14 protein-coding genes and 1 pseudogene are annotated in these 19,278 nt (G+C 38.3%); 6 read left to right on the top strand and 9 right to left on the bottom strand.

Annotation, left to right across the window (positions count from 1 at the left end):
• Positions 1–110 precede the first annotated feature (110 nt).
• A pseudogene (gene tnpA, locus KBP50_RS21995) lies at positions 111–431 on the top strand (IS200/IS605 family transposase); the annotation flags it as partial.
• 142 nt (positions 432–573) lie between these two features.
• Here tnpA and KBP50_RS02580 read toward each other — a convergent pair.
• From KBP50_RS02580 to KBP50_RS02610, 7 genes are all read right to left on the bottom strand, one after another.
• Positions 574–1,728, bottom strand: a complete 1,155-nt coding sequence (locus KBP50_RS02580) for an iron-containing alcohol dehydrogenase (RefSeq protein WP_050349845.1) — start codon at positions 1,726–1,728, stop codon at positions 574–576.
• 938 nt (positions 1,729–2,666) lie between these two features.
• Positions 2,667–4,073, bottom strand: coding sequence for a glycoside hydrolase family 1 protein (locus KBP50_RS02585; RefSeq protein ID WP_373314139.1), 1,407 nt, complete (start codon positions 4,071–4,073; stop codon positions 2,667–2,669).
• Positions 4,074–4,080: 7 nt separating this feature from the next.
• On the bottom strand, positions 4,081–4,977 hold the full coding sequence (locus tag KBP50_RS02590; RefSeq protein WP_050349847.1) for an ROK family protein: 897 nt from the start codon (positions 4,975–4,977) through the stop codon (positions 4,081–4,083).
• A 446-nt stretch (positions 4,978–5,423) separates the two neighbouring features.
• The gene (locus tag KBP50_RS02595; RefSeq protein ID WP_082240836.1) at positions 5,424–6,242 is read right to left on the bottom strand and encodes a MurR/RpiR family transcriptional regulator; all 819 of its coding nucleotides are present in this window, start codon (positions 6,240–6,242) and stop codon (positions 5,424–5,426) included.
• Positions 6,243–7,240: 998 nt separating this feature from the next.
• Positions 7,241–9,895, bottom strand: a complete 2,655-nt coding sequence (locus KBP50_RS02600) for a glycoside hydrolase family 38 N-terminal domain-containing protein (protein ID WP_050349849.1) — start codon at positions 9,893–9,895, stop codon at positions 7,241–7,243.
• A 20-nt stretch (positions 9,896–9,915) separates the two neighbouring features.
• The gene (locus KBP50_RS02605; protein ID WP_050349850.1) at positions 9,916–10,380 is read right to left on the bottom strand and encodes a PTS sugar transporter subunit IIA; all 465 of its coding nucleotides are present in this window, start codon (positions 10,378–10,380) and stop codon (positions 9,916–9,918) included.
• Positions 10,381–10,383: 3 nt separating this feature from the next.
• Entirely contained in the window at positions 10,384–11,850 is a 1,467-nt protein-coding gene (locus KBP50_RS02610; RefSeq protein ID WP_050349851.1) for a PTS fructose transporter subunit IIC, read from the bottom strand.
• A 445-nt stretch (positions 11,851–12,295) separates the two neighbouring features.
• On the opposite strand from KBP50_RS02610, the gene KBP50_RS02615 reads away from it, so the two are divergent.
• Together KBP50_RS02615 and KBP50_RS02620 are read left to right on the top strand one after the other, a co-directional pair.
• Positions 12,296–13,090, top strand: coding sequence for an ABC transporter ATP-binding protein (locus KBP50_RS02615; protein ID WP_236691347.1), 795 nt, complete (start codon positions 12,296–12,298; stop codon positions 13,088–13,090).
• Positions 13,087–14,820, top strand: coding sequence for a putative ABC transporter permease subunit (locus KBP50_RS02620; protein ID WP_050349853.1), 1,734 nt, complete (start codon positions 13,087–13,089; stop codon positions 14,818–14,820). The genes KBP50_RS02615 and KBP50_RS02620 overlap by 4 nt, the downstream gene beginning before the upstream one ends.
• 450 nt (positions 14,821–15,270) lie before the next feature.
• Here KBP50_RS02620 and KBP50_RS02625 read toward each other — a convergent pair whose 3' ends face one another.
• Complete coding sequence (locus tag KBP50_RS02625; protein WP_050349854.1) at positions 15,271–15,618, bottom strand: winged helix-turn-helix transcriptional regulator; 348 nt, start codon at positions 15,616–15,618, stop codon at positions 15,271–15,273.
• Between the two features lie 194 nt (positions 15,619–15,812).
• Between KBP50_RS02625 and KBP50_RS02630 the strand changes: the two genes are divergently transcribed.
• Positions 15,813–16,847 (top strand): zinc-binding alcohol dehydrogenase family protein, encoded by a 1,035-nt coding sequence (locus KBP50_RS02630; protein WP_050349855.1) that lies wholly within the window; start codon positions 15,813–15,815, stop codon positions 16,845–16,847.
• Positions 16,848–17,097: 250 nt separating this feature from the next.
• On the opposite strand, the gene KBP50_RS02635 is transcribed toward KBP50_RS02630, so the two are convergent.
• Positions 17,098–17,808: an ankyrin repeat domain-containing protein gene (locus tag KBP50_RS02635; protein ID WP_367946521.1), complete on the bottom strand. Its 711-nt coding sequence runs from the start codon at positions 17,806–17,808 to the stop codon at positions 17,098–17,100.
• 415 nt (positions 17,809–18,223) lie between these two features.
• On the opposite strand from KBP50_RS02635, the gene KBP50_RS02640 reads away from it, so the two are divergent.
• Together KBP50_RS02640 and KBP50_RS02645 are read left to right on the top strand one after the other, a co-directional pair.
• Positions 18,224–18,679 (top strand): GNAT family N-acetyltransferase, encoded by a 456-nt coding sequence (locus tag KBP50_RS02640; RefSeq protein WP_050349856.1) that lies wholly within the window; start codon positions 18,224–18,226, stop codon positions 18,677–18,679.
• 96 nt (positions 18,680–18,775) lie between these two features.
• The gene (locus KBP50_RS02645) at positions 18,776–19,231 is read left to right on the top strand and encodes a nucleoside deaminase (RefSeq protein WP_050349857.1); all 456 of its coding nucleotides are present in this window, start codon (positions 18,776–18,778) and stop codon (positions 19,229–19,231) included.
• Positions 19,232–19,278 lie beyond the last annotated feature (47 nt).

Consider the following 19,278-nt stretch of genomic DNA (forward strand, 5'->3'; position numbering starts at 1 on the left):
TTTAAAGGACTAGTATAAAAAAGGCGATTAAAATTTAATTTCTGAATTTGAAGTCGCTTTTTTTGTAAGATAAGATAGGTGCTTTGGGATAACGAAGTAACCGAATAGAGGAAAGTGTAGAAATAATAGAATCTACGGCATGTAAAGATCACATACACATGTTAGTTGGTATACTTTCCCGAAATGGACGTGTCCTCTTTCGTGGACTATCTAAAGGGGAAAATCAGCTTGATGATATTTGATCGTCATGCCAATTTAAAATATCGATACGAGAATAGAGAATTTTGGTGTACAGGATTTTATGTGGATTAAGGAAAAGATAGAAGAATATATACGAGATCCAAGATGTTGTAGTCGCAGAACAATGAAGCATGATGTAATATATTGATCCATTTACAGGTGAAGAAATAAAGAGGAAACGACTTAAGTGAGTAAGTTTAAGGTCTGGACAGTAGAAGTAGTACATGTGGCGAACTGTTCAGTCATCCTTTAGGGGTTGGTCAATAACAGAGGCCAGCCGCAGAGAAAACCACCCGTGCGCACGGGTGGTATTTATTCTATACACAGAAAGATTTACATTGCTTGGCGAATGATTGCTTGAACTTCTTCCACCTTTGGCTTTCTAGGGTTTGTTGCAGCAGTAGCATCCTTCATTGCGTTTTCTGCAAGCGTAGGAATGTCTTCTTCTTTTGCTCCAAGCTCTTTAAAGCCTGTTGGAATGTTTAAATCTTTAGCAAGGCGTTCGATAGCAGCAATTGCCTTTTCAGCTGCTTCACGTGTGCTCAAGCCTTCTACACTCTCACCTAAATATGCTGCCATCTTAGCAAAGCGATCTTCACGACCTACTAGGTTGTAACGGCATACATGTGGTAAAAGAATCGCGTTACATACGCCGTGTGGCAAGTTATAGAATCCACCCATTTGGTGAGCAATTGCATGAACGTATCCTAGAGAAGCATTGTTGAATGCCATTCCAGCTAAGAATTGAGCATAAACCATTTTTTCACGTGCTTCCATATCTTGTCCGTTTGCGAATGCACGTGGTAAATATTCAGGAATAAGTTCAAAAACTTTTTCAGCAGCTGAATCTGTCATTGGCGTTGCTGCAGTTGATACATATGCTTCAACAGCATGCGTTAAAGCATCTAATCCAGTAGCAGCAGTTAGAGCTGGCGGTAGTCCAACCATTAATTCTGGGTCGTTGATCGATACTAATGGCGTAACGTGCTTATCAATAATTGCCATTTTTACATGACGTTTTACGTCTGTAATAATCGTAAACTTCGTCATTTCACTTGCTGTTCCAGCAGTTGTGTTAATGGCAATTAAAGGTACTAACGGATTTTCAGACTTATCTACCCCTTCATAATCGTGAATCGTTCCTCCGTTTGATACAACTAGCCCAATTCCTTTTGCAGCATCATGAGAAGATCCACCTCCAAGAGATACGAGGGAATCGCAATTTGCTGCTTTAAAAGCTTCCACACCATCAGCAACGTTTTTGTCAGTAGGGTTTGGCTCTGCTTTTGGATAAATTTCTACTTCCAATCCAGCTGCTTTAATAATACTAGCAATTTTGTCTGCAATTCCTAATTTAAATAGACCATCATCTGTCACTAAAAGCGCTTTCTTGGCATTTACATCTTTTAAGCGTGAACCAGTTTCTTGAATACTCCCTTGGCCAAATAGATTAATAGACGGCATTGAAAATTGGCTCTGTTTCGTCATTTTCCTATCCCCTTAAAGAATTATATTTTTGTAATTGGCAGAAAAGTTTTGAAATCTGCTAAATATTTCCACTTACATTTTTAATATAGCATATTGGAAAATTGATTCAACAAAAAAGCTCAAAAATCGACAAAAAAACCGAAAAAAGTTAGTTATCAGTGATAGAAATGTTTATTTCCTTATTATTGCTCGATATTTCACAATTATACTAGAAGGTTAACCTATTGACTTTATAACTAATAGATGCATCTAGTTGTATTGTAACATTCAATGCATAGTAGGGTTAGGAAAACGATAGTTTCACTAGATTTGTTCAAAGCTAAGAAACCACCATGGCTCGCCTAGAGCGCGAGCCACCATCTATGATGATAAATTTTGCTATATAATGTTTAGATTATTGAAATTCTACCTAAAATAAATAACTTTTATAATGGTAAAATAGCATTTTTTTCATACAAAAGTATAAAATGAGGTGGTTGTGCGTCCGGCGCATGAGCCCAGCAATGGTGCGACTTTAGAAATGCACTCCCTACATAAGGCCTCAACGGTTCGTTGCTAAGAGGAAGGCCGACTAAAGGTAATTCGCATCATTATAATCCCAAAGTAAAGCAGCGGAGGATTAAAACGTTGCAGGCTAGGGGTGAATTAATAATCTGTAAGTAGCCATTTACTGTTGAATTGCAATTATTTATCCCGCATATAAGGTGCAGTAAGACTCCTAACTCAAGAATTGGCGAATCCATACTACAACAGTGGGAGATAACAGCACCTAAATGCACGATTCGTTTAGAGGCCTTTAGGTCATACTATTATGGTACTAACAATCCGTGGGAGATGAAGGAACCTCCACTGATTGAACATTCACTTTATCTTTTGGTATATTTCAATGAAGTAAGCCGTGAGGAGATCCTCACGGCTGAAGTGAAAGTTGATATTGTTTATTCATCGGAAAATCCTTGGCAAGTAGCAACATCTCGAAACCACCAGCCACTTTTCTTAATAGAACGTTTTGCGTTATTATTTAAATCAACGGCTACTAATCCATATCTATTTTTATATGCATTCATCCAGGACCAGTTATCCATAAACGTCCAGACGTGATAACCTTTTACATTTACGCCTTCTGCTAAAGCCTTGTGCACCCATTTTAAGTGATCTTTGTAAAAGGTAATTCGATAATCATCTTGAATAACCCCGGATTCGTCTTTAAATCGATCCTCGTTCTCGACTCCCATTCCATTTTCAGAGATAAAGCATTCGATATTGCCATAGTTGTTTTTCAAATTCATTAAAATATCATAGATTCCTTTTTCATATATTTCCCATCCACGGTATGGATTCATTTTTCTTCCAGGCATTTCATAGGCGTCAAAAAAATGCTCTGGCATGAAAGGTGCATCTGGATGAGGGACACTTTCTTTTGCTTTTACTCGACGGGGCTGATAATAATTTACCCCTAATAGATCTATCGTATTATGCGAGAAGGTTGCTTCATCTTCTGCTCTTGTAGATGGTAAAAGATCGTGTTCATCAAGTAATAGCACTAGTTCTTCAGGAAAATAACCTTTAACAGAAACATCTAAAAAAGAGCGGTTGAATAGTAAATCCGCAATCTTTCCAGCTTTTACGTCGGCGGGATGGTTACTTCTTGGATAGGACGGTGTAACATTTAAGATAATACCTATTTTCCCTTGTTGTCTTTCTTCTTTATAGGCTTGAATCGCTTTAGCGCTAGCCAGAATAGAGTGATATCCTACTTGGACAGCTCGTTTAAAATCTATGATATTGGGATAGTGCATATCGTATAGATAACCTGCTTCCACAGGTACAATTGGTTCGTTTTGCGTGAACCATTTGCTGACTTTTGGACCAAATAATTGAAAACAAGCACGTGCATACGCCTGGAAAGCATCGACAACTTCTCGGTTTTCCCAGCCACCTATTTGTTGTAATGCTAGTGGCATATCGAAATGATATAGATTTACAAACGGTTCGATTCCCATTTTATGAAGCTCATCCAGTACTTGATGATAAAATGCTACAGCTTCTTGGTTGACGTTTCCAGTGCCATTAGGGATGAGTCGCGACCAGGAAATGGATAAGCGAAAGGAATTATGCCCTAATTGTTTCATTAATGCGATGTCTTCTTTATACTTTTCATAAAAACGGGATGCTTTAGCTGGACCTATTTGCTGGAAAAAGCGATTCGGTTCTTGCTCGTACCAATAATCCCAAATGTTTTTACCCTTTCCTCCAATTGCTGCAGCACCTTCTGTTTGGGTAGCCGAAGCGGCACTTCCCCACCAAAAGTCGTTTGGAAATCTGTATTGTGACATAGTTACCACCTTCTCTTTAGTGATTGGTTTGAATAAAATGATATGTTGCACCAATAAGATTTGCCCGTTGTAAAAAAGTACAAGTGGCTACTTTTCCGTGCGGGTTACCTATTTTCATCATTTGTTGGATCTCATGTATGTTGGTAGATAATGTAGACATAAAATCAGGTCGTGTACTGATTCCACCACCAATTAAAATGATTTCTGGGTCATAGATGTGTTGTAAATTATATATGCCTGTAGCTAGTATGAAATAAAATTCGTCAATAGCCTGCTGGCATATCGCATCTCCATCTTCAGCCATTGCAAAAATTTGTTCACCAGAAAGCTGATTTGCTGGTACTCCTTTTTGTTTAGCTACTTTTCTTATTATTGCAGAAGTAGAACCCATGTGACTCCAATGGTTGATATCCTTTGTTTCTGGGTCTGCATACAAAATAGAATAGCCGAACTCTCCACCATACAGATGGGCACCTCGATATAGTGCACCGTTTGAAATAACGGCACCGCCAATACCTGTGCCTATGACAATGACTAATACATCTTGAAGGCCGGCCGCACCGCCCTTCCATAGTTCAGCAAGAGCTGCACAATTGGCATCGTTTTCTATTGCAACCTGTTCGCCGGTTGCCTCTTGAAGTGTTTCCTTTAAGGCAAGGTCGTGTAAATATGGGATGGCGCTGGTACCTTGTACATCTCCAGTAGCTGTAATTGTTCCTGGACAACTAATCGCTAGTCCCTGAATGACTTCTTTTAGCTTTATTTGGTGGACAGTTTGTTGGATAAAATTCATCAAGTCTTGTAAACTTTTGGGAGTAGGGATCTTATTTTCAAAAGAAATGTTTGCCTCTTCATCTACTAACGCGTATTTTATAAATGTGCCTCCAAAATCAAATGCGAGATACTGTGTCATTGTATACCCCCTTTTCTTTAAGCTATTAAAATATTGGCTCTGTGGGTTTATTAGCCGCTTGCTTCATAATGCTTAATCAGCAAAGAATTGGTACTGATGAAAAAGATGCAAAGCATTCCCCCGAATTTTGGGATTAGTTAAAAACAGCTTATAACTTTCACTGTCTATAACTATATTTGTTTTACAGCTACTATTTAAAATTTTCCTTTATGAATGATAGCTTTTCTTGATAATTTAGGTTTTTCTTATCCCATATATAAGGTGCTGTAAGTCTCTCACTTCAGGAGTTGGATAATCTGTACAGCAACAAGTCTCGGTGGGGGATAACAGCACCTAAATCCCTATTTCAAAAGAGGACTTTAGGTCCTACTATTACGGTACTAACTATCAGTCGGCGATGAATGAAAACCTCCACTGAGTGAAGATTCACTTTACAGTCGCTTGCATTACATATTATGACCTTGTAAATAAGCATGTTCTGTGTGGATCCATTTGCTTATATTTTCTCTGTACATGCTAATATACTGGGAATAAATCATATCAATTATAATAAGAAGCGGAATCTGTACAGAGATTTGGCCAACTTCATTCGTGTTTTTTAAACTGGAGGTCAGTAAAGTAACATTTGCTAGCTTTCTAATTTCTGGCGATTGGTTTGAAGTAATCATGATAATAGATGTTCCTTGCTGCTGAAGCTGGCGCAGCGAGTCTAACACATATTGATTTCTAGCGCGTAATGACAAGCAAATGACTAAATTATCCTCATTTAGCAGGGAGGATACCATTTCAATCGAATTATGGTCTTGGACAACTTCGACAAACTTTCCAATTCTTGTGAAACGAAATTTAAAGTCTGCTCCCGCGATTGCGCTTAACCCTAATCCATAAACATGGATGATTTTATGCCTATAAATATATTCACAAACGGTTTGAATATCTTGAATATCTAAATTTTCATCGATGTTATTAATAAGCTCCTTATACCGGAACTTAAGGTTATGAGTAACATTGTTTTTATCGATGGTAAGCTCTTCTAAAGTATTTCGATAAGCGAAGATAAATTCCTTATAGTTTTCAAAGCCAATTTTCTGGCAAAATCTTGTTATAGAAGCAGTAGAGACATTTATTTTATGTGCAATAGATGATTGCTTGAGAGGAGGGTTTCCTTCTAAGAAATAAGCGGCAATTTGTTCATCTACTACTGTAAATTTCAATCTGGAACTCTCAATTAATAAAAATAAATCTGTGTTTATCAACTGTATCACCCACTTATTTAGACCTAATAATTATTTCACTTCGCACGTAATGTGCCATTAGAGATTCCCTGTTTAGAATTTAAAACCACTACAAAAGAAGTTTAACAGGAAAATACAGCACCTAAATATGCCCAGTGAACCAACACTCAATAGGTGAAGAAACCTCCTATTGAATGAAGTTTACTTTAGTATAATATACTCTATTGGCCAGTAGACTAGCCAGAATATCCATCTCCAACCTATCTGTAGAATGGGGATGCTTTTATTCCAACTTAGGCAGGTGGAGGTTTCCCCATTTCCGCTACTTATACAGACTGTATTAGCTCAGAGAAAATAGGGGACATGTTGATTTCCTTTTTCTTGATAAGCATTGCGGGAAAATGATTAATGACGAGCTTTTCAAGGGCAAGAAAAGTATAGGTGAAAATATTTTTTTTAAAACTACAACTAGCTTAACCTTGTTTTATACTCATTTATCCCGTATATAAGATGCTGTAAGATTCCCACTTCAGGAGTTGGGTAATCTGTACTGCGCAACAAGTCTAAGTGGAAGATAGCAGCATCTAAATCTCCTATTTCGGAAGAGGTATTTAGGTCATAGCGTTACGGTACTAACAATCAGTAGTGGGGTATGAATGAAAACCCCCTACTGATTGAAGATTCACCTTATCATACGTATTTTTAGGTTTAAAAAGGTGTATCCTGAGGGGAAAGAACCCTAACTCTGAATACATTTTTTTATTGTATAGGCTAAAATTAGGTGCTTGTGGATAACGAAATAACCGAATGGTCACGCCCGGATCTATCGCCCAGAACGATGCGACTTTAGAAGTGCGCCTTACGATAAGGCCTCATCGGTTCGTCGCTAAGAGGAAGGCCGACTAAAAACGGGTGCTTGCCGCCCAGACGTCGGCATACCCCTGTTTTTAGTAAGCATGATTCCTTTATCTTTAATTGATTCGTTCCATTCGCTACGTTGCAAACGGGCGCCCTGCGCCTTTGTTCCTTTATGGGTGCTTAAATTCTATATAAATCGTTTTAATTTCTTTTGGTTTAAATCTACCTAAGGGAATCGTTTGGCTGCTTTGGAAATGTTGTTCATCAATCGTCTCTTCCATCGTGGTAAACTGCCAAAAGTGAATATCTTCTTGGCAAATTAGCTCACCACCATCTTGGATAGCCTGCTCAACTGGATTGAAAAAGCGTATGATCACCCCTTTTCTATTACGTGCTTTCTTACATGAACTAAACACGACTTGTTTTACTTTTGTAGCATCAACAAAAGAATATGTTTCTGGAACTTGGAATGGCAGTGGATGCATTACAAAATATTTTAACGTATTAGTAAATTGGTTCACGTTTTGTTGTTGATAATAGGGAAAAGATATGGCGTGTTTTTGATATTTACAGAATGCACGTGCTGCGTTAAATGTGTGTTTAATCTGAATGGAGCATTTAAACGTTAATGTTTTTTGCAATTGGCTATCTGGTGTTTTAATATATTTGAATTGATTACCGGAAGCAACACCTGGACGTCGCCCGAGATCAGGCTTACCGAGATAGCCTACCGCACGGAATAAGGTAAGCGCAATTATCTTATCTTTGGATCCGATGACTTCATATTCTTTGATACCCTTTGTAAAAGCGGTAATACTTTTTTGTTGGTCATGTAAGTTGATAAAACTGAGCATAGGATAAAGGCCTGTTGGTTCTTCTTTCCAGTTCTTTTCCTTCCAATCTTTTAAGTTAGGGTCGACAACAGGACGAGAAATAGTTCCAAAAGGTGTGTCAGCTATACTGTGCTCCGTTTTTACTCCGCTATTTACAAGTAGTCGCATGCGGTGATCCATTGCTTGGTTATTTATTTCTAAATGAACATCCACTGCTTGTTTATGAGCTTCTAACTTAAGTGTGCAGCAGTAGGGAATTGATGCAGTAGCCTTTCCTTGCTCTCGTTCATATTGGTTTTTCGGAATAATAAAGCAGCCGTTTAATTTTAATGAGCTTTTCCAATTTCCTTGGACGATAGAAACGTTAGCTGTATCAAATTTAAATTGCAATTTCCAATCGTTTGCTGGTGGTGAGTAGTCGTAGTTGTCACCGTCATCTCCTGCATCCTCCACGATTAAGAAATCAGGGTAAAGGATGTTGCTTTCTTTATCAAGAACTCGAATACTCCCATTTTTGAAACACACTTGATAGTACTCATTTTCAATCGTATTTCCGTTTTCCTCTAGTTGCTTAGAAGCAGAGGTTGTTTCTATACTATCTTCGTTTAATTTAATATCTAGTACTTCATAACCCAGTGGTTGTAGCTTTAAAGGCAAAGCAATTTCAATTTCGTAATAATATGACTCTGGAGAAGGATGAATGTTTTTTCGAATAGGTGCATTCGAATGCTTGGTTATTTTTTTTATGTCAAAAGCGACCTTTTTCCCTTCATGGTAAATCGTAAAAGCAGTTTGTGGTAGCGATAATGTAATGCCAATAACTTGCTCTCTTTCTATTAGCAACGTGTTAAAGACAGTAATTTGATTTTCTTTTAGATTTTTTCTTGATTCGCTAATTTTTCTTGTTAAGTAATCTACTACAGAATAGGACAGTTGATCAGCCTCAATGAACCGTTGTAAAATAGCTTGGTTCGTTTTATCACTATTACATCCCCCTGCACTGTCATGAGCATGATTACGTAACGTCAATTTCCAAATTTTATCTACTAGTTCTTGCTTATAAGGTAGCCCTAGCTGATCTGCTAACGTCATTAATGGTTCAATTTGGTAAATCAGTCGGCGTTCTATTTTATCGTTTAAATATTTATGATCGTAGCGAGATGAGTAAATGGAGCGATGAATTTTGGAAACTTCTGCATTCAATAATTCTCCCTGCACAATTGGTAAAGTTTTAGCTTCTTCATTAATTTGTGCAAACAACTGATCGTAGTTACTTTCCACTAATTGCTCATCTGTAAGCTGATCATTATAATACGCAATCCGTTCTTTTAAATTGAAATCGACATAGCGTTGATCGCCACCAACTGGTAGCGCAATATGAGAGGATGTGCTATCTTGCTTAATTTGATCCAATAATGGTTTCGTATAGTCTACTTCAATTAGCTGCACACCCACGAAATAACCATCTTTTATATTGTAGGTTAACAGTCTGGAACCATCCTCCGATTGCCAAAGGAATTCTCTTTGACTCAATTGATCGGATGATAATCCTCGCCAAAAAACAGCTTTATCAATGCCCATCTGGGAAAAGATTTTCGGCATATCAATGGATTGCCCGAACGCATCTGGTACATACCCTAAACGATCTGCCCCTCCTAATGCATCCCCTGATTCTAATCCGAGTTGCAAGTTACGAACAAGCGACTCACCACGAATGATCATTTGATCTGATTGTGTGTACCAAGGACCAACTTTTAATTTTCCTGTTGTAATAAGGGAATTTAATGTTTCTCTTTTATCTGGCTGCACTTCCAAATAATCTTCGACAATGCTCATTTGTCCATCCAGCATGTAGTAGTCGAGGACTCCCTCTTGTAAAGCTTTTATTACTTCATCTACGTGATAACAAAGCTGTATAAATGATTCATTACTTGTAAAATACCACTCATAGTCCCAATGGGTATGAGCGATAACATGAATTTTAGTTTTCATTTCAACAACACCCTAATCTGTTAATTGCCTTGAGTAAGTAATTTATTCTTAATAACGGTAAACATTTCTTCAGTGGTGGAAGCTTCTAGGATTTTTTTAGTAAATGCTTCATCAATTAATGCTCGAGAAATAGTACTGAGTAATGTTAAATGTTCTTGGTTCTTCCCTTCAGGAATTGCAAGTGCAAACGTAATATGAACAGGTTGATTATCCATGGATTCCCAATCGATTGGGTTTTTGAATTTAACTAATATAAGCCCAGGTTTTTTAACTGTTCTATGCTTACAGTGAGGAATAGCAATGGAGTTTTTAAACCCAGTTGTAACCTCTTCCTCGCGTTTTTTAAGACCTTTATAATAAGCCTTAGCGGATTTAACAATGCCCTGCTCCTTAGCAAAGTCTGCAATGAATTGTAACGCTTCGTCTTTTGTCTTTGCCGAAGTTTGAAAAGTAATATGTTGCATATCTAAAATAGATGTAACCATGATTTATTCCACCTTTTTCTTTGTAAATCCAATAATAATAGCTGTTACGAGAACTCCTGTCATGACACTAAATATCCATGTAACAAATGGTATAGGCTGTTCAATATAACCAATAAATGTGCCGAGCGGGGAGCCAATTCCACCATAGAATTTTGCGCCTAATCCCGCTGCAAGCCCTCCAGCAACTGCTGATCCAGCAACAAAGGCAGGGATCATTCGAATGGGGTCTTGTGCAGCAAAAGGTATTGCACCTTCCGTTACACCAACCATACCCATTCCAAAGGCGCTGTGAGCAGATACTTTTTCGGTTGGTGAAAATTTCTTTTTAAATAATATGGAAGCAAGCCAAATGCCAAGCGGGGCAACCGAAATAGCAGCCTGGGTAGCTGTTTGTGGTACAAAATTGGCGCCTTCAATTCCGTATTTAGCAACGGTGTCAGTAAAGACCGCTGTTCCAAAAACAAGTGCTGTCTTGTTAATTGGTCCACCAAGGTCAAATCCGACCATTGCTCCGATAATAACACCAACAATAACTGGAGCAGCGGCATAATTTTCATTTAGCGTCGTTAACCCTTCATATAAAAAGTCCATCATCGAAGCCATTGGAGTGCCAATCACATATAGAACAAAAATAGATATAATTAATGTACTTACTAATGGAAGTATCATAATGGGTACAATAGGTTGGATCATTTTAGGATAAGGAATCTTTTTAAGAATTTTTACTAAATAGCCAGCGGCGAAGGCTACAAGAATAGCAGCTAGGAACCCTCCACCAGCTTCTGCGCCAAGCATTTCTGCATCGTTGGCAATATATGTTCCAATCATGGCAGCGGCAATAGCTGGTTTTCCAGCTATGGAGTTAGCAACAAATCCAGCAAATAATGGGATCATCAATAGAAAACCAACTTGTCCAACACTGAACAAGTTGGACATTAAATCTCCCATGAATGTCGAAGTATCAAACCCCCAGTTGACAATTCTTCCTGCTTCATCCTTTTGGAATGCGTATACATTGGCAATAGCTAAAATAAGTCCTGACGCGATAACCATTGGGATCATGTAGGAAATACCTGCCATAATATGCTGGAAGAAGCCACCTTCTTCAGTTTTACCCATTTTGGCTATGCCAGCCTTCGTTCCTTTTTCTCCGTAACTCGTTGCTTGATTTAAAGCCTTTTCAATTAAAGCCTCTGGATTTTTAATCGCTTCGGCTGCCCGTACTCTTAACACACGTTTGCCTACAAAACGGGACATATCTATATTAATCTCTACAGCTAAGATTACTACGTCCGCTTCCTCAATTTCTTGAGGGGTAAGTTTGTTTTCGACACCGATGGAACCTTGTGTTTCCACTTTAATTTCATATCCTTTGGCACCCCCAGCTTTTTCTAAAGATTCTGCGGCCATATACGTATGTGCTATTCCAGCAGAACAAGCTGTAACACCAACAATTTTCTTTTTAGACATGGTAGCTCACCTTTCTAAGTTTGTATTGGTAAATATTGAAGTTGTAAGGCAGTATACTTATTAATTCTTTCTCTAATTGTTGCCCATGTATCTAGATACAATAAGAAAGACATATAGCTATACTTTTATTATATGGAGGCTGCATTATATTGTATATATCTACAGGTTATTCTGTATAAAGTATCTTTTTTATGCGTTTTCATGAAAGTAATTTCAGTTTAGGGAGTAAAGTGATGGGAGACTTGAGGGTTGATACAAAGAAAGTAGGCGGTTATGAGCAGATAAGCAGTAAGTAAGAGGCAAGAGTGAGTACTCAGTTATAATTGCGAACAAGTTTATATATGCCTTCTTAAAAATAATGTCTCTAATCCATATTGCGATTATGGCGTATTCTGAGAATATACCTGTATCTGGATGTTTGTTATAATAATAATAACTTTTAAACATGAAAGGTGAGACAATGGAAGCAATAAGGCTAACCAACTTAGAAAAATCGTATCGTCGGCACAAGGCTGTTAAAGATATTACACTTGAAGTGAAGAAAGGAGAGCTTTTTGGATTCCTTGGACCTAATGGTGCTGGGAAGACGACGACGATTAAAATGCTAACTGGATTGTTAGAACCTTCCAGTGGAACTGCTGCCATTACTGGTATTGATATATGGAAAAATCCGATTGAGGCAAAAAAGCATATTGCTTATGTGCCAGATCAGCCGAATATTTATCCGAAGCTAACCGGTTGGGATTATCTTGAATTTATCGCTTCCGTTTATCGCATCCCCAAGGACGTCTTTCAAGAAGAAGCGAGGAAGCTTTTGGATATGTTCGGGTTAACGAATCGGGCTCATGATTTAATTGAAAGTTATTCTCATGGGATGAAGCAGAAAATTGCCATTTGTGGCGCTCTAGTACATCGTCCAGATGTGCTGTTTTTAGATGAGCCGACAGTAGGCCTGGATCCGAAAAGTGCCAGAACATTAAAGAATTTATTACGTGAGCTTTGTGATAATGGGATGACAGCCTTTTTATCAACACATATTTTGGAAATTGCTGAGCAAATGTGTGATCGTGTGGGGATTATTTTTGAAGGAGACATTATTGCTTTAGGAACGTTGGAAGAATTAAGAAGTCGAGGCGAATATGCAGATAAGAGTTTGGAAGATATTTTCTTAGAGTTAACAGGTGGCGAAGACCATCAGGAAATCATTCAAGGATTAACGAATCAAGGTGGCAGCCAATGATGAAAGTCTTGCTTGCTAATCAATGGAAGATCTTTATCAATACATTTAAATCCCAGTCTAGCAAGTCGTACGTTGGGTATCTCATCACGTTTCTCTTAATTGGATTCTTTTTAATCTGGATTACGAATGGTATTGTTGCAATTAGCGGGTCTCTATCGGGTTACATTTTTGAAGGTGTATTAGCATACGGTATGCTAGCAGTAATCGGATTTCTTATTTTGTTTGGGTTGCCGCAAGTATTTAAACAACTTTACTCAGCAACGGATTTGAATTTATTATTTACGATGCCTATTCCGACGAAATATATTTTTTGGACGAAATATATTCAGAGCTTTGCAGGTATACCCCTAATATTTTTTATTATCGTTATTGTTCCGATGTTCACATACGGAGCAACGGTCGGTGTGCATATGTTGTACTATCCTGTTTTTTTCCTTGTTTTGCTAGCGGTGATGGTGATTGGATTGTCGATTGCTTACTTGTTTAACTTATTGCTTATTCAAATCATTCCAGCTAGCCGGGCAAATGAATTTATGACTGTTATGAGTGTTCTTTCTGGTGTATTTGTATATTTATTAATTATGCTTCCAGATATGATGGTTGAACGTTCTTTAACGGAAATGATTTTAACTGGGCTTCCTCTTTTTCCAGAATGGGTGCCGCTAACTTGGGCTAGCAAAGCTATCTCCGAAGCAAGTACGGGGTCTTTTGGTTTTATTCTACCGTTAACTATGATGGTTACATTAGCAATTATATCTGTTTTATTTGCGTCCATATTTGTGGAAAAGGGTTTCCGAACGGGTTGGGTTAAGCTAAGTGAAGGGGGAGGAAAAAGAAAGAAGAAAACTTCTGAAAAAGTGTCCAAGGCCGAACCAAATCATCCCGTTATTGCGATTGGTAAGAAAGAATGGTTGGTGATGAAGCGTGATATGAGAGAGTGGCTAGTTTTTCTACCGTTACTTTTCTTTTTTGTCGGATATATCTTTACGGGAGTGATAAATGGAGGCGGCAGTTTGAGCGATTTACGTGGTCCCCATGAAGTGACATGGCCCGTAGCGCAAGTTATCTTTCTGCTGATTTATGCCATGTTTAATGGGCAGATTGCTAGTTCTTCGGTTGCTCGGGAAGCAAATAACCTTTGGATTTTGCGTATTCTTCCATTGTCCGGAAAAGAAATAGCACTTGGAAAACTTTGGATTAGCTGGCTCATTCCTTTTGTCGTGTTAACGGTTATTGAGATTATTGTTGGTCTGTTCTTAGGCTGGACAGTGCTTCAATTTATTGCTGGGATTGCTATGAAAGCTGTTATGACTATTGGTATTAGCGGGATAGGTCTGTGGTTTGGAACCATTGGAGCGAAATATAATCCGGAAAATCCGCAAAATAGGCTGAAATTTGGATCGGCATTACTTTTATTTATCGCTTCGTATGTGTATCTGCTTTTAGCACTTATTCCATATGTTTTGCTACTTATTCCTACAGAAGCAAAAGAGTTGGCTCAAGAGGTTGCAAGCGACAGTAGTGGCGTGTTTGGTCTAGCTGCAAGTTTCGTTCATACAGTACTAGTATGGAAAGAGGCTAGTCCGGTACTGGTAACTTTGTTAGGGATTATATTATTGGTAGTCGTTTCGGTTGGTATTTGTGCTCTTTTTACGTCCCTCAGCGCTCGGAAAATGGAGCAAGGTATAGAAATTGAAATGGTGCAACAAACGAAATCTTTAAGGTTATAAGGATTTCTAAAACGGTGAGGCACAAAAAAAGAAAGGGAGCATACTGCTCTCTTTTTTGCTAGTAGATAAGAAAGTGTAAAGAGATGCTTGGGAATAACAAAATAACTGACTAGCCACGTCCGGCTCATGAGCCCGGCAACGATGCGACTTTAGAAATGCGCCCTACGATAACGTCGTAAAGAGGAAGGCCGACTAAAAACGGGCTTGCCTCCCGACGACGGCATACCCCTGTTTTTAGTGGCATGATTCCTAAATCTTTAGTTGATTCGTTCCGTTCGCTACGTTGCTAAACGGGCGCTTGCGCCTTTGTTCCTAGTTAAAAACTGATTCGGTGTTGGCATGTGAAATACTGAGATACAGGACGCCTCTTCATTGTATATTTTGCTGAAAACGTAATGAGCTTGTGTTTTAATGTAAGTAAAAGAATAAGAAAAAACATTATTGACTCTTTTACTTATTCTCGAACATTCTAGCTTTATATTTGTCTCCCCATTCTTTCATTTGCGTAATAATGGGTTCTAAAGTCATTCCAAATTCAGTCATCGAGTATTCGACTCTTGGAGGGACTTCTGGATATACTTTACGGCAAATAATACCATCTTGTTCCAGTTCGCTTAATTGTAAAGATAGCATACGTTGGGTTATACCAGGAATTAAGCGACGTAACTCGTTGAAGCGCTTTTTGTCATCTAGCAAATGATACACGATAACGCCTTTCCATTTCCCGCCGATGACATCTAAAGTTGATTCTACCGGACAGCCTTCAGGGCAGCCGTATCCGCTTTTTCTGTTTCTCATCTATCCACCGCCTGTTTTAGTTTTAGATAATTGCAGGTATGCGGTTCCCGGGGATCGTGATACCGTAATACTCCCATATTAGAAGTAACAATATAGGTAACACTAATGTTACTATACAACATAAATGTGCCTTCTTACATTATTTTGTGTTTGTTTTTATAATAGGAACAAATAAATTAAAGGAGATGATACGAATGAAAGCAATCGGATTGTTAGAGTATTTACCAATTGAGCAGGAAGGTAGTCTATTTGATTTTGAAGCAACTAAACCAACAGCAAAGGGTAAAGATTTGTTAATTAAAATAAATGCCATTTCTATTAACCCGGTGGATGTAAAAGTGCGTGCACCAAAAGAAAAGAAAGAAGAAACGCCTAAAGTATTAGGCTGGGACGCTAGCGGAGTGGTTGTAGAAGTAGGAGAAGACTGTGAATTATTACAGGTAGGTGATGAAGTTTACTATGCTGGTGCCATTAACAGATCAGGTACTTATAGTGAATATCACCTGGTAGATGAACGGATTGTAGGAAAAAAACCAAAAACATTATCCTTTGCAGAAGCTGCTGCGATGCCGCTAACGACCATAACTGCTTGGGAAGCGTTATTTGAAAGATTAGCAATTAACCCTGAGAATAGCCAGAAAAACAATTTACAAAGCATTCTGATCATTGGTGGCGCTGGGGGAGTAGGTTCGATTGCGATCCAACTTGCTAAGTGGGCTGGTTTGGAAGTCATTGCTACTGCTTCTCGTCCAGAAACGGTAAATTGGGTTAAACAACTCGGTGCTGATCATGTCATCAATCATCATGAGGCTTTGAAAGCACAATTAACAGAAAAGCAGTTGCATGAGGTAGACTATATTCTTTGCTTAAATAATACGGATCAGCATTGGGAAGCTATGGGTGAAGTAATTAAACCTCAAGGAAAAGTATGTTCCATTGTGGAAAATGAACAACCGCTTGATTTAAATGTATTAAAAAGTAAAAGCGCCACTTTCGTTTGGGAATTTATGTTTACACGTTCATTATACACAACACCAGATATGATTAACCAACATCTTTTATTAAATAAAGTAAGCGAATTGTTAGATCAACGTGTACTAAAAACTACGCTGCAAGAAAAGCTATCTCCGATTAATGCGGCAACGTTACGTAAAGCGCACGCTACTGTAGAATCAGGAAAAATGATTGGGAAATTAGTCGTTGAGGGATTTGAAACTAAGGAAGGGTAATGAATTAGTTTGGCTGCGGACTTCTTAATGTATGAGAAGCCCACAGCCAGATTTGCCCTACCAAAGCAAATTACTTATCCCATAAAACTAGCAGTAAAGCTCCACCCCCCTATGGGATTAACATCATGGTGAGGGATGGGAACACCAATTGTAAGCCAAACACCCGACTGTTCAAAGGTATTTAGGTCATACTCAGGCGGGACTAACACACAGTGGTGGATAAAATAACCCCACTGATGGAAGCTTTACTTTAAGCCTTTGCCTTCTCCAATAACTTAATTATTTTATCAAATCCGCGATCTTTGGCATGCTCTAATGGGGTAACCCCTTCCTTATCCGTAATCGAAACATCTGCACCATGTTCAAGAAGTAATTGGACAATCTGTTGATGCTTTTCGCCACCATCACTAAGCACAATTGCTTCCATCAATGCTGTCCAATGCAGATTATTAATATGGTTTACGTCGGTGTCTGAGTTGGTGAGTAATTCCTTTACTACATCTACATGCCCCCGTTCAGCAGCGGGTATGAGTGCTGTTCCACCAAAACGATTGGTAAGTGTTGTGTCAGCTCCAGCTTCTAAAGCTAATTTTAAAATATCTAGCAAGCCTTCTGCTCCGGCGTAAAGCAGGACATTGTCCGAACGATCATCCTGTTTGTTAATGTCGGCGCCTTCTTCAATGAGCAATTTTACTGTCTCCACTTCGTTGTTGTATGTAGCGGCGAGTACAGCTGTAGTGCCTTGATCATTGGTTGCGTCAATATTTGCACCGTTTTGGAGTAGTTGTTCTACTTTTTCCTGATTTCCCTTTGCAGCTGCTTCTATGAGTGATTGATTCAAAGCGATCTCCTCCTTGTTATTTGTTTGTTGTTCATCTGAAGACAAGTCGTTACTGTTTTGACATGCGACCAAAAAAATAACGATAACCAGTAAAGCTCCCAAAAGCATATGTTGTCTCATCAGTCTGTTAACCTCCTCATTAGCCAAGTTTATTCTCATATTCTTGGCAGTAAATCTCTACTTCTACTTTAAGAAATGGTTTCTGAGAGGATAAGTGCAAGGCTTAACTAGATCAGGGGGGTGGCAAAAGAGAACCCCTATTACAGATTCACTTTATTTATAGCTGTCACTAAAGTCCTGCTTCAATCCTGTGATGAAAACCAGGGGATGTTTTGAGAGCCAACTACTAATCAATTACCTGATTCGTTCCTCTAACAATCAGTGAGGATAATAGAAAATTGGTACTGATTGAAAATTCATTTTATCATGATTTAAATCACAAGAAAATTAAATGTCTTTCTATTATTAGATATGTTATAGTGATTTTGAAGAAAGTATGTGTATGCAAATTGAAATGGATAGAGGGAATGATTGAATGCAAATTAGGAAGTTGCAGGCAGGTGAAAACCCACCGCTGGAATTGTTATTAGAAGCAGATCCACAAAAAGAATTAGTAGAAGAATATCTTTTTAGAGGTGAATGTTTTATCGCCGAAATAGATGGAAAAGTGGCCGGGGTTTATGTTTTGCTTCCAACCAGGCCTAGTACCATTGAATTGGTTAATATAGCTATAGCTGAAGAAGAACAAGGGAAAGGGTATGGAAAAAAGCTTATTGCTGATGCTATACAGAAAGCGAAAGAAAAGAAATGTAGAATCATGGAAGTTGGCACAGGAAATTCGAGTATCGGTCAGCTAGCTATGTATCAAAAATGTGGTTTTAGAATAACTGGTGTAGACAAAGATTTTTTTGTTAAGCATTACTCAGAACCCATTGTTGAAAATGGAATTCCGTGTACGGATATGATTCGCTTATCTATCGATTTAGGTTAAAAACACAGACATACAAGTTTAGAGAGAGTGAGGGAAAGATAGTTTACGTATATAAGATGATTTATCTGTTATATTATTTTGGTGGAGGTAATAGTCATGGATAAATTTATGGAACGTGCAGTAGAGCTGGCAGTGGAAAATGTGAAAGAAGGCGGACAGCCATTTGGAGCGGTACTTGTGAAAGATGGAGAGATTAAAGCAGAAGGGGTAAATGAATTACATCACACTTATGATATAAGTGGTCATGCAGAGCTATTAGCTATTCGAAAAGCACAACAAGCATTACAAACAAATGATTTATCAAGCTACACGATGTATGCAAGTGGAGAGCCATGCCCGATGTGTTTAACGGCGATGTATTTTGCAGGAATTAGCAAGATATATTACTGTGCTTCTGTCGAGGAAGCTGTTGAAGTAGGTTTAGGAGCTTCCAAAAAGATCTACGAAGATTTACAAAAACCTAAAGAACAACGCTCTTTAGCTCCTGTTCATATGCCTTTACGTGAAGGACAAGAAAACCCGATGGAGCTTTGGAAGCAGCGAAACGTATAACGTTTGTCGAAATAATATACAACGAGGAAGCGATTATCCTCATCTTT

The sequence above is a fragment of the Virgibacillus pantothenticus genome (assembly GCF_018075365.1).
GTDB lineage: Bacteria > Bacillota > Bacilli > Bacillales > Amphibacillaceae > Virgibacillus > Virgibacillus pantothenticus.